Origin of the sequence: Arenimonas malthae CC-JY-1 (assembly GCF_000747075.1) — a bacterium.
Classification (GTDB): Bacteria; Pseudomonadota; Gammaproteobacteria; order Xanthomonadales; family Xanthomonadaceae; genus Arenimonas; species Arenimonas malthae.
Genome location: NZ_AVCH01000002.1, coordinates 1 through 12551 on the forward strand (window position 1 = coordinate 1; position 12551 = coordinate 12551).

Annotated in this window: 11 protein-coding genes; 1 reads left to right on the forward strand and 10 read right to left on the reverse strand. The window is 68.5% G+C overall.

Going from position 1 to position 12551, the window contains the following annotated elements:
• Nucleotides 1-19 precede the first annotated feature (19 nt).
• The 10 genes from N790_RS15455 to N790_RS00880 all read right to left on the reverse strand — a co-directional run bounded on the left by N790_RS15455 (nt 20) and on the right by N790_RS00880 (nt 10945).
• On the reverse strand, nt 20-925 hold the full coding sequence (locus N790_RS15455; protein ID WP_084062458.1) for an ATP-dependent nuclease: 906 nt from the start codon (nt 923-925) through the stop codon (nt 20-22).
• Between the two features lie 134 nt (nt 926-1059).
• A complete protein-coding gene (locus tag N790_RS00840; protein ID WP_043799703.1) occupies nt 1060-4713 on the reverse strand; it encodes a methylmalonyl-CoA mutase family protein in 3654 nt (1217 codons plus the stop codon).
• A 91-nt stretch (nt 4714-4804) separates the two neighbouring features.
• Nucleotides 4805-5464 carry a tetratricopeptide repeat protein gene (locus tag N790_RS15025; protein ID WP_052385565.1) on the reverse strand — a complete coding sequence of 220 codons (660 nt, stop codon included), beginning with the start codon at nt 5462-5464 and terminating at the stop codon, nt 4805-4807.
• 17 nt (nt 5465-5481) lie between these two features.
• On the reverse strand, nt 5482-7035 hold the full coding sequence (locus tag N790_RS00850) for a tetratricopeptide repeat-containing sulfotransferase family protein (protein ID WP_043799706.1): 1554 nt from the start codon (nt 7033-7035) through the stop codon (nt 5482-5484).
• A 4-nt stretch (nt 7036-7039) separates the two neighbouring features.
• Nucleotides 7040-7690 (reverse strand): hypothetical protein, encoded by a 651-nt coding sequence (locus N790_RS00855; RefSeq protein ID WP_043799709.1) that lies wholly within the window; start codon nt 7688-7690, stop codon nt 7040-7042.
• A gap of 90 nt (nt 7691-7780) precedes the next feature.
• On the reverse strand, nt 7781-8344 hold the full coding sequence (locus N790_RS00860) for a group I truncated hemoglobin (RefSeq protein WP_084062466.1): 564 nt from the start codon (nt 8342-8344) through the stop codon (nt 7781-7783).
• A 15-nt stretch (nt 8345-8359) separates the two neighbouring features.
• Nucleotides 8360-9259: a DUF3034 family protein gene (locus N790_RS00865; RefSeq protein ID WP_084062460.1), complete on the reverse strand. Its 900-nt coding sequence runs from the start codon at nt 9257-9259 to the stop codon at nt 8360-8362.
• The gene (locus N790_RS15030) at nt 9259-9807 is read right to left on the reverse strand and encodes a COG4315 family predicted lipoprotein (RefSeq protein WP_169742125.1); all 549 of its coding nucleotides are present in this window, start codon (nt 9805-9807) and stop codon (nt 9259-9261) included. The genes N790_RS00865 and N790_RS15030 overlap by 1 nt, the downstream gene beginning before the upstream one ends.
• 53 nt (nt 9808-9860) lie before the next feature.
• Entirely contained in the window at nt 9861-10340 is a 480-nt protein-coding gene (locus N790_RS00875) for a cupin domain-containing protein (protein WP_052385568.1), read from the reverse strand.
• Entirely contained in the window at nt 10337-10945 is a 609-nt protein-coding gene (locus tag N790_RS00880; RefSeq protein WP_084062463.1) for a sigma-70 family RNA polymerase sigma factor, read from the reverse strand. Before N790_RS00880 ends, N790_RS00875 begins: the two co-directional genes overlap by 4 nt.
• A 435-nt stretch (nt 10946-11380) precedes the next feature.
• On the opposite strand from N790_RS00880, the gene N790_RS00885 reads away from it, so the two are divergent.
• Nucleotides 11381-12481 (forward strand): Glu/Leu/Phe/Val dehydrogenase dimerization domain-containing protein, encoded by a 1101-nt coding sequence (locus N790_RS00885; protein WP_043799711.1) that lies wholly within the window; start codon nt 11381-11383, stop codon nt 12479-12481.
• The last annotated feature ends 70 nt before the right edge of the window (nt 12482-12551 follow it).

Genomic DNA, 12551 nt, shown 5'->3' on the forward strand with positions numbered 1-12551 from the left:
CCGGGAAAGGCGGGGCGATTCACTGATTCAATAGCGCCGGCGAATGCGAACTCACGAATACCTGCGAACCAACATCACTTCCGATGGACTTTAGGTCATTCGCAACGGCCCTCAGCGCCGTTGGGTGAAGATGATTATCCGGCTCCTCAAATACGTATACGACCAGACCCGGAAACGACGACCCAAACTGACGAAACAGCCCCATAACGACCTGACTCTGGTGCCCTGTTCCAACCATCTCAAGAGGAACCCGCGCCCCAGATGCCTCTACCTGCACAGACGCGGAACTGAGCAAAACTTCGACATCAATCGCAGCAGAGTCAACGGACAGAATGCCAAGCGAGCCATCCATTCCCGCATGGCCACTTGCCTTCGTCAGAACTTCCAGCCCTTTTGCGTCTACCGCCGCCTTCACTGCCTTGTTGAGTGAGGCGAAAGATTTTCCCTTCTTTGCTTTCCGCAAGGCCCGGGCAAGCATCTCTTTGAACGGAGCCAATCCATCGTATGCAATGTCGCGAATTGGGGGGACATAGACGATCAATACGCCATCAAGGAAGGCGTCTCGATCTGCTTTCTGGATAGCCTTTCCGTTAACGCGATAGGTTGCCGCGCCACTTCTCTTGAGGTTAACTTCGTATTCGAATGGAACACCCGCAGGGATGCCAAGCAGCCGGGAGGCAGCAATAGACGGCTCGTCAAACCGAACTGAGACTCGGATAAGAGCCGCAGGCCCGTTCACGAACGACGGGAAATTTCTCGCGACCTTGGCCGGATCATAGTCCTTCAGAAATGCGAAACGTAATGCACGAAGAACATTCGACTTCCCCGAACTGTTTATGCCGCAAATGGGCGTCAAATCCCCACAATCAATTCGCATGGAAGCGATTGATCTGAAATTCTTGATATCTAGACCCAAGATCTTCATCCGAACGCCCCTTCTTACAGCAGCGCCGTTAGGTCGAGACCCTTAAGGCACAGTCGGCTGAGCCACTCGACGGTAATACTCGTCACCGAAGTTGACCTTACACCCCACCGAGCCTTTTGTTTAAGGCAAATGGGTTACATATTCCGCCGATACTCCCCACCCACCTCATACAGCGCATGGCTGATCTGGCCGAGGCTGTGGGTCTTCACTGCTTCCATCAACGCCGCGAAGATGTTCTTGCGGTCGCGGGCGGTGTTTTGCAGGTAGCCCAGGGGCCTATTCGCGGCTGAACCGGTCCCGGCCACAACGAGAGAATTTCTCGCGGCCTGGAAGGTGCGCACGTTGGCGATCTGGGCGGCCTTTTCGGCCTCGGTGCTGCGGATCAGCTCGATGGTGGTGGCCACCTCGCCGGCGTGGTCCTTGGGCAGGAAGGTGTTCACGCCCACCAGGGGCAGGCTGCCGTCGTGCTTCTTGTGTTCGTAGTACAGGCTTTCTTCCTGGATCTTGCCGCGCTGGTACATGGTGTCCATGGCACCCAGCACGCCGCCGCGCTCGCTGATGGCCTCGAACTCCTTGTACACGGCCTCTTCCACCAGGTCGGTCAGCTGGTCGACGATGAAGCTGCCCTGCCAAGGGTTCTCGTTGAAGTTCAGCCCCAGCTCCTTGTTGATGATCATCTGGATCGCCACCGCGCGCCGCACGCTTTCTTCGGTGGGCGTGGTGATCGCCTCGTCGTAGGCGTTGGTGTGCAGGCTGTTGCAGTTGTCGAACAGCGCGTACAGCGCCTGCAGCGTGGTGCGGATGTCGTTGAACTGGATTTCCTGCGCGTGCAGGCTGCGGCCGGACGTCTGGATGTGGTACTTCAGCATCTGGCTGCGCTCGTTCGCGCCGTAGCGCTCGCGCATGGCGCGGGCCCAGATGCGGCGGGCCACGCGGCCAATCACCGTGTACTCCGGGTCCATGCCGTTGCTGAAGAAGAAGCTCAGGTTGGGCGCGAAGTCGTCCACCTTCATGCCGCGCGCCAGGTAGTACTCGACGATGGTGAAGCCGTTGCTCAGCGTGAAGGCCAGCTGGGAAATCGGGTTCGCGCCGGCTTCGGCAATGTGGTAACCGCTGATCGACACCGAGTAGAAGTTGCGGACCTTCTGGTCCACGAAGTACTGCTGGATGTCGCCCATCATGCGCAGGGCGAATTCGGTGCTGAAGATGCAGGTGTTCTGCGCCTGGTCTTCCTTCAAAATGTCGGCCTGCACGGTGCCGCGCACGGTGCGCAGGGTGTGGGCCTTGATCTTCTCGTAGGTCTCGGCGTCCACCAGCTGGTCGCCGGTAATGCCCAGCAGGCCCAGGCCCAGGCCGTCGTTGGTGGGCGGCAGTTCGCCGTGGTACTCGGGGCGCTTCTTGCCTTCGAAGAAGGCTTCGATCTTGGCGTGCGCGGCGTCCCAGCGGGCCTGGTCTTCCCGCAGGTACCTTTCCACCTGCTGGTCAATGGCCGTGTTCATGAACATGGCCAGGATCATCGGCGCCGGGCCGTTGATGGTCATGCTCACGCTGGTGGTGGGTGCGCACAGGTCGAAGCCGGAGTACAGCTTCTTCATGTCGTCGAGCGTGGCGATGGACACGCCGCTGTTGCCGATCTTGCCGTAGATGTCCGGGCGCTCGGCCGGGTCTTCGCCGTAGAGCGTGACGCTGTCGAAGGCCGTGGACAGGCGCGCGGCCGGCTGGCCCACGCTCAGGTAGTGGAAGCGGCGGTTGGTGCGCTCGGGCGTGCCCTCGCCCGCGAACATGCGGATGGGGTCTTCGCCGGTGCGGCGGTAGGGGTACACGCCGCCGGTGTAGGGGTAGGCGCCGGGCAGGTTTTCCTTGCCCAGGAAGGTGAGCAGTTCGCCCCAGCTCTTGTAGCCGGGCGCGGCGATCTTCGGGATCTTCTGGTGGCTCAGCGATTCGCGGTAGTTCTCCACGCGGATCACCTTGTCGCGCACCTGGTATTCGCCCACCTCGTCGGTGATCGACTTCAGGCGCTGCGGCCATTCCAGCAGCAGGTTCACCGATTCGGCGCTGAGCGCCTTCACGGCGTCGTTGTAGCGCTGGCGCAGGGTGACCAGGCTGCGGTCCACCACCACGTGCGGGGCGTTGGGGTTGTCGCCGGTGCTGGCGCCCTGGCGGCGCTCCCACTGGAACACCACCTTGCGGCGGTCGGGCAGGCCCTGGCGGCGTTCGCCGCACTCGGGCCACTGCGGTCCGTCCTTGCTGGGGGCGGCGGGCGTGGGCACGATCAGGTGGTGCGGGTCGTACAGCCCCAGCTGCTTGGGCAGGTTCGGGCAGCCCAGCTCGCGCAGCGATTCCCAGTAGTGCTGGGCGCGGTCGGCGGCTTCGGCCTGGCGCTCGATGGAGGCATTGATCTGGCGGCCCTGCTCGGCGATTTCCGCCAGGTAGCGGGTGCGCGCGCCGGGGATCAGCACGGTGGCGCGGGGCTCCTTCAGCGTGGTGTCCACCGCCGGTTCGAAGTTGCAGCGCGGGGTGTTGGCGGCGGTCTTCTGGCGCACCAGGCGGCACAGGTTCGCGAACATCCAGGTCACGCCCGGGTCGTTGAACTGGCTGGCGATGGTGGGGTACACCGGCACGTCCTCGTCCTTCATCTGGAAGGCGGTGCGGTTGCGCTTCCACTGCTTGCGCACGTCGCGCAGGGCGTCTTCGGCGCCGCGCTTGTCGAACTTGTTGAGCACCACCAGCTCGGCGTAGTCGAGCATGTCGATCTTCTCGAGCTGGCTGGGCGCGCCGAAATCGCTGGTCATCACGTAGACCGGGAAATCCACCAGGTCCACGATTTCCGAATCGCTCTGGCCGATGCCGGCGGTTTCCACCATCACCAGGTCGTAGCCCTGGGCTCGCAGGAAGGCCACGCAGTCCTTGAGCACCGCGTTGGTGGCCACGTGCTGGCGGCGGGTGGCCATGGAGCGCATGAACACGCGCGGGCTGCGCAGGCTGTTCATGCGGATGCGGTCGCCCAGCAGCGCGCCGCCGGTGCGGCGGCGGGTGGGGTCGACGGAAATCACGGCGATGCGCATTTCCGGGAAATGCTGCAGGAAGCGGTTCATCAGCTCGTCGGTGACGCTGGACTTGCCGGCGCCGCCGGTGCCGGTCAGGCCCACCACCGGGGTCTTGCCGCCGGCCAGCTGCCATTCCTTGCGCAGGGTGGCGAGCGTGGTGTCGTCGATGGCGCCTTCTTCGATGGCGCTGAGCATCTTGCCGATGGCGATCTCGTCGTCAATGTCGACCCGCGCCGAGAGAAGGGGGTCAGGTTCACTTTTCCCTTGGGAAAAGTGAACCTGACCCCGTTTCTGCTCGGTGCGGCGGACCAGGTCTTCGATCATGGCCACCAGGCCCATCTGCATGCCGTCGTTCGGGTGGTAGATGCGCTCGACGCCGTAGTCCTGCAGCTCCTTGATCTCTTCCGGCGTGATGGTGCCGCCGCCGCCGCCGAACACGCGGATGTGGCCGGCGCCGCGTTCGCGCAGCATGTCCACCATGTACTTGAAGTACTCGGTGTGGCCGCCCTGGTAGCTGGAAAGCGCGATGCCGTCGGCGTCTTCCTGCAGCGCGGCGCGCACCACGTCCTCGACGCTGCGGTTGTGGCCCAGGTGCACCACTTCCACGCCCTGCGCCTGGATCAGGCGGCGCATGATGTTGATGGCGGCGTCGTGGCCGTCGAACAGGCTGGCGGCGGTGACGAAGCGCAGCGGGCTGCGCTCGGCGTGGGACTCGGGGAGCTGGTTGGCGGGGGTGCTCATGGGGCGGCACTCTTGCGGCAAAGACGGGAATTTCCCGATTGTAGCGCCGACCGTATGGCCTGCCCTACCCCGCCCGGGCCGCCCCGGCGGCTCAGCCCTTGGCGGCGGGCCTGGCCTCGAGTTCCTTCAGCGCTGCCTTCGCGTTTTCGTCACCCGCGTCGGCCGACTTCTGCAGCCAGCGGCGGCCTTCCTCCGGCTTGGCCGGGCCGGCCACGCCGCGCAGCAGGAACATGCCCAGGTTGTGCATGCCCTGCGCATTGCCGGCCTCGGCGGCCTTGCGGTACCAGGCCTGCGCCTCGGCCAGGTCCACCGGCACCACGGTGCCGGTTTCGTAGTACAGGCCCACCGACACCATGGCCGGGGCATGGCCCAGTTCGGCGGCGCGCTTGAACCACTCCAGGCTGCGCGGCAGGTCGGCGGTGACGGCAATGCCGTGGGCATAGTGCACGGCCAGGTTGTTGGCGGCCTCGGCGTTGCCCAGGTGCGCGGCCTGCTCGTACAGCGCCAGCCCGCGGGCGAAGTTGGGCTTGGGCAGGCCTTCGGTGGTGTTGAGGTAGAGCCAGCCCAGCGCCGCCATGGCCTTGGCGTTGCCGGCTTCCACGGCCTGCTCGTAGAGCTTGATGCCTTCCTCCTGGCGGCCGGCGTCGTAGGCGGTGTTGGCCTGGCGCAGCAGGTCGTCGGCGGCGGGCGGCTCGGCGGCGAAGGTGGCGGTGGAAAGCAGCAGGGCGAGGCAAAGCAGGGTCTTGCGCATGGGTCGTTCCGGGTAAGTCAGGGGTTTTCGAGGGCACGCTGCAGCGGCTGCAGCGGGGTTTCGTAGCGGCGCCACTGGCCGAGGAAGCGCGCGTGCACGGGCTCGCGCAGCTGCACCGCGCTGGCGGTGGCCACGGCGCCAGTGCGGCGGGCGATGTCGGCCACGCCGGGTGCGGGTGGCAGGCCCAGGAAGGCCAGCACCTCGGCCGCCACCGCGTCGGTGCGGGTGACCAGCGCGTCGTAGGGTACGTCCAGGATGCGGCCCGGGAACGCCGCGTGCCAGTGCGCCATCAGCGCCTGGTAGCGGCGGAAATGCCCGGCCATTTCGGCCTGGTCGTAGCTGTGCGGGTAGGCGCCCGCGAACAGCTCCTTGAGGTTGGAAAAACACACGTCCATGGGGTCGCGCACCAGGTGCAGGAACTTCGCCTGCGGCAGCGCGCGGGCGATGTGGCCCAGCCACAGGAAGTTCGCCGGCAGCTTGTCGGTGTACAGCGGCTTGCCGCCGGCGCGCCACTGGGTGTGACTGAGGTAGCGACGGCCGAGTTCCGCCGGGTCCACCCGTTCGGCGGCAGCCAGCAGCGCCAGGTCGGGCCCGGGCGGGCCGGCAAGGTCGGCGCACCAGCGCAGCTGGAAGCCGAAATCGCGCAGCTCGCCCGCGTCGGCCACGCCGGGCGCGCCGCCCAGGATGCGTTCGAGCAGCGTGGTGCCCGAGCGCGGCTGGCCCAGGATGAACACCGGCGCCGGGCCGGGCTCCGCCTGCCGGTTCGCGCCCTGCCCGTCCACGCGCATCAGCTGGTCGAACACGGCCTGTTCGGCGGCGGGGTCGTACTGGACCTGGCGGCGGCGGGCGCGCATGCCGGCCTCGAGCGCGGCCCAGGCGGCGCTGGTGTCGCCCAGGTCGTCGAGTTCCTTGAACAGCGCGTAATACAGCGGCGGCGCGTCGGGGTGGGTGTCGCCGGCGCGGGCGATGGCGGCGCGCAGGCGTTCGACGTGGTTCTTCGCCGGCGTGGCGGTGCGCAGCTTGGCCAGTTGCCGGTGCGCGGCGCCGTGCAGCGGCTGGCGCGCCAGGCAGGCTTCGAAGCCGGCTTCGGCGGCGTCGGGCTCGCCGGCGTACAGCGCGGTAAGGCCCAGCTGGTAGTGCAGCGTGGGGCTGTCGGCGCCCAGCGCGCGGGCACGCTGCAGGAAGGGCCGCGCCTCGGCCGCGAACGACTGCTCCGACAGGCGCTGGCCCAGGCCCTGCTGCACCGCCGGGTCGGGCGCGCCGCGCAGGGCCGGCGATTGCGCCAGCGACAGCGCGGCTTCCAGTTCGCCCACCTGGCACAGCAGTTCGACGATGGCCTCCAGCACCACCGGGTCGGATTCGTCGGCGGCGCGGGCGGCCAGGGCTTCGGCCACGGCGTCGCGCAGGCGGCCCTGGGCCAGGGCCAGGTGGCCCAGCCGCAGGCGCGCGGGCGCCACCCATTCGGGGTGCGTGGCCAGGCGCTCGTAGGCGGCGCGGGCCTGCGCGTCGTCGCCGCGGGCGCGGTGCTGTTCGGCGGCCTGCCAGGTCGCCAGCGGATCGAAGCGGTCCATGGCGCTAGCCTCCCAGCGCCTTGCAGAAGGCCTTGGCGAAGGCGCTGCGGCGGATGTCGGCGTCGTCGCGGGCACTGCCGGCCACGTGGGTCAGGCGGGCGGCCTGCAGGCGGTCGATGTCGGCGCCGCGGCGGAAGGCCACTTCGCGCTGCACTCGGGCGCGCACGTGGTCGCTCAGGCCCGAGCGCAAGGTCAGTTCGTTGTCGGCCAGCACCCGCCAGGGCACGAAGATGGCGTGCAGCTGGTCGTCGGCCAAAGTGAAGAAGCCGGCCCCGAACAGGTCCACGTGGGCGGCGTGGGCCTGCAGCATCCAGTCGCCGCCGTCGCGGTACCGGAGCGTGCTGACGATGGTGCCGGTGGGCGCCAGCGGCGGGCGGCCCAGCCGGCCCTCGCCGGAGAGCAGGATGCCGCGCAGGTCGGCGATGGGGTTCGAAAGCGTCTCGTCGCCGGCGCGCAGGATGACGTTGCCGCCCTCCCAGTCCAGCCCGGTGAGGTGGCCGTACAGCAGTTCGCCCGGGGCCAGCAGCAGGATGGCCTTGTGCAGGTCGGGCTGCACCTCGCCCATCCAGCGCGGCGGCTGCGGCAGCCCGTACAGCACGCCGGCGCCGTAGCCGAAGCTGCCCGGAAGGTCGTCGACGCGCGTGAGTTCCGCCATGCCGGGGAGTCTAGAAGAAGCCGGCCGCGCTGGGGAAATCCGCGCAGGCCCCACCTGCGCCCCGGGGCGCGGCCGGCTTCCGCCCCGGACCTATTCGGTGACCACCTCGCGGTGCATCGGCGCCAGCCTGGCCAGCAGCTTGTTCTGGGCCCGGAACGGCACGTCGTGCGCGTCCATGGCCACCTGCAGCACTTCCACCAGGCGGTTGAAGTCGGCGCGGTCGATGCCGAGGCCCGCGTGGGAGGTTTTCATGTCGCGGCCGGTGTATTCGCAGTCGCCGCCCAGGATCACGCAGAACTGCTCGACCAGCTGGCGCTTCACGCGCTCCTGGTCGGCATTGGCGAAAAACGGCCCCATGCGCTCGTCGGCCAGCAGGCCGGCCATGAAGGTGTCCATCAGCCTGGCCAGGCCGGCTTCGCCGCCGAAGTCGTCCAGCACCGGGCGCAGTTCGGGATGGGCGGGCGCCGGGTTGGGCGCCGACGGGTCGAGCCGGGGCGCGGCCTCGGCGGCGTCGAGCGCGGCTTCCTCGGCCTCGAGGCGGGCCTCTTCGGCCAGCAGGGCCTGCTCTTCGGCGGTGGGCGCGGCGTCCTGCGCGAAACCGGGGGCGGCAACGGCCAGGGCGATCGCCAGGGCCAGGGTCTTGGTGAGGTTCATCGGGGTCTCCATGGCTCAGAAGCCAACCTGCAGCGAGGCGTAGACGCCGCGCTGGTTGTCGGCGATGACGATGTTGCCGAGGTCCACGTAGGCGACCGTCAGCGAGACGTGCTTGGCGGGGGCCCAGGCGATGAACACGTCCCAGGCGTCGTTTTCCTCGGCGATGCCGAGGTTGTCGGGCTTCATGCGGTACTCGCCGCCGATGGCCAGGTGGCGGTTGAGCAGCCAGGCCACGGAGCCCTCGAACTGCGCCTCGTAATCGTCGTTGCGGTCGCCGCCGAACCCCAGGATGCCGAACTGGTTGGCGCGGGTCAGGCGCACGGTGCCGTTGAGCAGCAGGCTCTTGTCGAGGTAGAGCTTGGTGGCGCTGAGGTAGTAGTCCACGCCGCTGTCGTCGCGCGCGCCGACGAAGGCCAGCACGCCGGGCTGGTCGTTCTTCTTGTACTGGGCGCCCACGGCGATCTGCGGCAGCCAGCTGTCCTGCTCGAGCACGGCGTCGCCCGCCACCCGCACCTTCACGCCGTAGGTGTCCTGGGTGAAGGTGAAGCCGTTGCCCAGGCCCAGCGCGCCGCCGATGGCCTGGGTGTCGAACTTCTGCCGCGAGACGCTGAACTCGACGCGGTCGTACAGCCCCACCAGCACGCCGTAGCTGTCGAGCGCGTAATCGTCCACGTCCACGCGGGTGTAGAAGGCGCTGGCGCCCACCTGGTCGCGCGTGCCGTAGCCACCGATCACCGCCCAGGGCGTGAGGCCGCCGCCGGCGGCGCCTTCCACCTGGCTGACGCCACCGGTGAGCAGCAGCTTGCCGCCGGTGTCGAAACCGTCCTCGGATTCCTGGGCCAGGGCCAGGCCGGCGGGCAGGCAGAGCGCCAGGGCAAGCAGCTGGCGCGGCATCGGGTGTCGTTTCTGGTGCATCAGGGACTCCTCGGGTTGGACGTGGGCCGCGCCGGCGCAGCCGGACGGCCGCTCCGGGTCATGGGCATGGGGAAATAGGCGATGACCTGGCCGCTGAGCTCGGGCGGCACCTTCACCAGGTACCAGACGTCGGCGACGCCATCGCCGCCGGCGGCGCCGCGTTTGCGGTCGGACACCCAGCGGTAGAGCGGCTTGCCCTGCCAGGCCCACATCAGCCGCCCGTCGCTGCTGCGCGCCAGGGTGAACGGGCCGTGCGGGCGGGCGCCGGGCTCGGCGTAATGGGGCGGCCACAGCGCCTCGCAGGGACGGTCGCAGAGGCTGCGGCCGGGTTTGTCCTTGGTGTAGGTGTAGAGCGCGCGGCCACCCTGCTCCACCAGGATGCCCTGCCGCTGCCAGATGGGAACCGGGCTGCGCAGGGCGATTTCCAGCGGGGAAAGCCGCGGCGGCGGCGTGGCGGCGGGCGGGCGGGCCGAGGCCGCGAGGGCCAGGCCACACAGCAACAGGAACACGGTCGGTCGGATCATCGGCAGGCCGGGGCGGCTACGCACGTCGCGTATATCCCCCTTACGCAGCCGGTGCAGCCGGCGGATGCAGCGGGCGCTTATTCGCCGCCGGCGGGGCGGCGCAGACGGTCCGGATCGGGGATGAGTTCGCTGCGGATCATCAGCAGCGCCCCGCGGGGCGAGAGGAAGGCTTCGTGGCGCTCGCCCGGCGGGGCCACCAGGTAGTCGCCGGCGAAATACTCCACGCCGTCGTGCAGCACGGAGCCTTCCAGGACCAGGCACTCTTCCTCCCGGGTGTGCCGATGCGGAGGCACGACGGCGCCGGGGTCGATGCGCCAGAGGCTGGTCTGGGTGCCCCCGGCCTCGTCGCGGCGCAGGGTCTTGATGCGGATGCCCGGGACGAAGGGCACCCATTCGCCCTCGTCCGCCCGCACCACCCTCGAGCGCGTCCGGCGGGCGTCCGCCAGCACCCGGGCGCGGAGCGCGGACGAGGACGCGGGCTCGGGGTGGGTTTCCGGCAGCAGCCCGGCCAGCGCGGCCAGCAGCAGGTCGTCCTGGGGAGGAATGCGCTGGCTCATGGCTCGCCGCCCTCCCCCGCCAGGGCCGCACGCAGCGCGGCCAGGCCCCGGCGGGCATGGGACTTCACCGTGCCAACCGGCAGCCCGGTGCGCAGCGCAATCTCGGGCTGCGACAAATCCTCGTGGTAGGCCAGCATGAGCACGGTGCGCTGGGCGGGGCTCAGCGCGGCCAGCGCCGGGGCCAGGCGCTGGACGTTGGCAAGGTGCTCGAGCAGTTCGCTGGCGGGATCTTCTTCACTTTCCCTGTACGCGTCCCCGAGGGCCTCCGGATGCACTTCGCGCGACTGCGCGCCGCGCCGGCGGCGACGGTCCACCGCCCGGCTCCAGGCCAGCGTCAGCAGCCAGGGCAGCACGGTGCCGCGCTCCGGGCAGTAACCGACGGCCTGCTCCCAGACCTGCAGGAAGACGTCGCCGACGACTTCCTCGGCGTCCTGGGGTTGCCGCAGCACCCGCAGTGCAAGCGCGTAAACGCGGCCCACCGTCAGGTCGTAGAGCTGGCCCAGCGCCTCGGCGTCCCCGAACCGGATGCGGCCGACGAGCGCCACCAGCGCCGCTTCGTCGGGCGTGGCGGGCGAAACGGCGGGCGGCGGCGAAACGACGGGCATGGCAGGCCGGCGGGGGAGACACCGCCATTAGCACCGCCGCCATTCGAAGGCCGCGTGAAATCGAAAAAAAAAGGGCGACTACGGGGTAGTCGCCCAATGAACCCTGCTCTAAGGGTTGGAGGCTGGCGGTTCTCCGGGGAGAGACAAAACCGCCAAGCACTAAGTCGAACGACGCGTCCCGGCCGGACCGGCCAAGAGTTTTTCTGAGGCCGCCGGACGGTGGCGGGCGACCGACGGGCGTCGAAGGCCGCGCCGGCCGGGGCGACCTGCCCGTCTAGAGCGTTTGCTTTACACTACGGCGCGCCGCGACCCGGCGGGGTCCTGCTTTCGATGAACGCAGGCCATTTAAATCAATCACTTGCGGACGTTTTTTCACCCCATTTCACACGCGAATCCGCCCCCGGATCCGCGCAGTCCGCCAGACCGGAGCCTCCCATGATCTTCGAAACCATCTCGACCTCGAACCACGAGGAAGTGGTGTTCTGCCACAACAAGGACGCGGGCCTGAAGGCCATCATCGCGATCCACAACACCGTGCTGGGCCCGGCCCTGGGCGGCACGCGCATGTGGCCGTACGCCAGCGAGGCGGAAGCGCTGAACGACGTGCTGCGCCTGAGCCGCGGCATGACCTACAAGGCGGCGGTGTCGGGCCTGAACCTGGGCGGCGGCAAGGCGGTGATCTGGGGCGACCCGAACAAGGACAAGTCCGAGGCGCTGTTCCGCGCCTTCGGCCGCTTCGTGAACTCGCTGGGCGGCCGTTACATCACCGCCGAGGACGTCGGCATCGACGTCAACGACATGGAATACGTGCTGCGCGAGACCGAATACGTCACCGGCGTGCACCAGGTTCACGGCGGCTCGGGCGACCCGTCGCCGTTCACCGCCTACGGCACGCTGCAGGGCCTGATGGCCGCGCTGCAGGTCAAGTTCGGCAACGAGGAAGTGGGCAACTATTCCTACGCCGTGCAGGGCGTGGGCCACGTGGGCATGGAGTTCGTGAAGCTGCTGCGCGAGCGCGGCGCCAAGGTGTTCGTCACCGACATCAACAAGGACGCGGTGCAGCGCGCCGTGGACGAGTTCGGCTGCGAGGCCGTGGGCCTGGACGACATCTACGACGTGGACGCCGACGTCTACTCGCCGACCGCCCTGGGCGGCACGGTGAACGAGAAGACCCTGCCGCGCCTGAAGTGCAAGGTCATCTGCGGCGCCGCCAACAACCAGCTGGCCAACGACGAGATCGGCGTGGAGCTGGAAAAGCGCGGCATGCTGTACGCGCCGGACTACGCGGTGAACGCCGGCGGCCTGATGAACGTCTCGCTCGAGATCGACGGCTACAACCGCGAGCGCGCCATGCGCATGATGCGCACCATCTACTACAACCTGGGCCGAATCTTCGAGATCGCCAAGCGCGACGGCATCCCGACCTACAAGGCCGCCGACCGCATGGCCGAAGAGCGCATCACCGCCATCGGCAAGCTGCGCCTGCCGCACCTGGGCGCCGCCGCTCCCCGCTTCCAGGGCCGCCGCGGCAACTGAGCCGGGCATTGACCGGGCCGCGACGCCGGCCCGGTCATGCTTCGCCGCCAACCAACGACACGGAGTCACC

Bases quoted from the DNA above. Each gene is read 5' to 3' on its own strand.
- N790_RS15455 (WP_084062458.1), bottom strand. From the start codon at position 925: ATGAAGATCTTGGGTCTAGATATCAAGAATTTCAGATCAATCGCTTCC.
- N790_RS00840 (WP_043799703.1), bottom strand. From the start codon at position 4,713: ATGAGCACCCCCGCCAACCAGCTCCCCGAGTCCCACGCCGAGCGCAGC.
- N790_RS15025 (WP_052385565.1), bottom strand. From the start codon at position 5,464: ATGCGCAAGACCCTGCTTTGCCTCGCCCTGCTGCTTTCCACCGCCACC.
- N790_RS00850 (WP_043799706.1), bottom strand. From the start codon at position 7,035: ATGGACCGCTTCGATCCGCTGGCGACCTGGCAGGCCGCCGAACAGCAC.
- N790_RS00855 (WP_043799709.1), bottom strand. From the start codon at position 7,690: ATGGCGGAACTCACGCGCGTCGACGACCTTCCGGGCAGCTTCGGCTAC.
- N790_RS00860 (WP_084062466.1), bottom strand. From the start codon at position 8,344: ATGAACCTCACCAAGACCCTGGCCCTGGCGATCGCCCTGGCCGTTGCC.
- N790_RS00865 (WP_084062460.1), bottom strand. From the start codon at position 9,259: ATGCACCAGAAACGACACCCGATGCCGCGCCAGCTGCTTGCCCTGGCG.
- N790_RS00875 (WP_052385568.1), bottom strand. From the start codon at position 10,340: ATGAGCCAGCGCATTCCTCCCCAGGACGACCTGCTGCTGGCCGCGCTG.
- N790_RS00880 (WP_084062463.1), bottom strand. From the start codon at position 10,945: ATGCCCGTCGTTTCGCCGCCGCCCGCCGTTTCGCCCGCCACGCCCGAC.
- N790_RS00885 (WP_043799711.1), top strand. From the start codon at position 11,381: ATGATCTTCGAAACCATCTCGACCTCGAACCACGAGGAAGTGGTGTTC.